The 913-nt window shown below is 62.7% G+C and carries 1 protein-coding gene; it reads left to right on the forward strand.

Annotated elements, in window-relative coordinates; translation table 11 throughout:
• On the forward strand, positions 1 to 913 hold a 913-nt coding region (locus APH28_RS25965; protein ID WP_218186527.1), incomplete at both ends, for an Ig-like domain-containing protein.

Here is a 913-nt window from a genome sequence, read left to right on the forward strand (position 1 = left end):
TGTAAACATCGTCGATGACGTCCCGCTGGCGAGTGCGGATACCACCAGCGTGGTGGAGGGCGGGACAGCCACGGGCAACGTCCTGTGGAACGACAAGCTGGGGGCGGACCAGGCGGGCACCAGCAATGTCGTGGTCGGTGCCCGTGCCGGCTCCGATACGTCGACCTCGGCCATCGGCAATCTCAACAGCGCGATCGTTGGCCAATACGGCACCTTGACCATCGATGCGGCGGGTAATGCGGTCTATCACGCCAACCCGAATGCGGTGCCGCCGCAAGGTGGCAGCGACGTTTTCGTCTATACCATTCGCGACACTGACGGCGATGAGAGCACCACCACCATCACGATCAATGTTCAGGACTGCTCGCTCGTCGCGGGCCCCGTTGGCGGGGTCACGGTCCACGAAAGTGCACTGGATGTTCACCAGGACGGCAATGACCTTGCCCCAGGGACCGTCACTGGCAGCGATTCGGACTCGACCCGCGAAACGGCCACCGGCACGCTGGTCGGCTCTGCCAGCGGCGGTGTTGGCACGTTGACTTACAGCCTGGTGGGCGACGCCACAGGCCAATACGGTCAAATCCACCTGAACGCCGACGGCACCTACACCTACACCCTGACCTCACCGGCCAACTCGCCGACCCACGCCAACGACGGCCCCAATACCGTCACCGAAACCTTCACCTACCAGGTGAAAGATTCGGTCGGCAATTCGACCACCAGCACCATTGTCATCACCATCGTCGACGACGTGCCGCAAGCCCATAGCGATTACACCAGTGTGTACAAGGGCGACGAGGTGCGCGGCAATGTGCTGTACAACGACGTGGTCGGGGCTGATGTGCGCAGCGATGGGAACTACGTGGTCGGTGTGCGTGCCGGTAATGACACCAGTACCTCGGCCATCGGCCAG

It is taken from the genome of Pseudomonas sp. NBRC 111124 (genome assembly GCF_001320245.1).
Lineage (GTDB): Bacteria > Pseudomonadota > Gammaproteobacteria > Pseudomonadales > Pseudomonadaceae > Aquipseudomonas.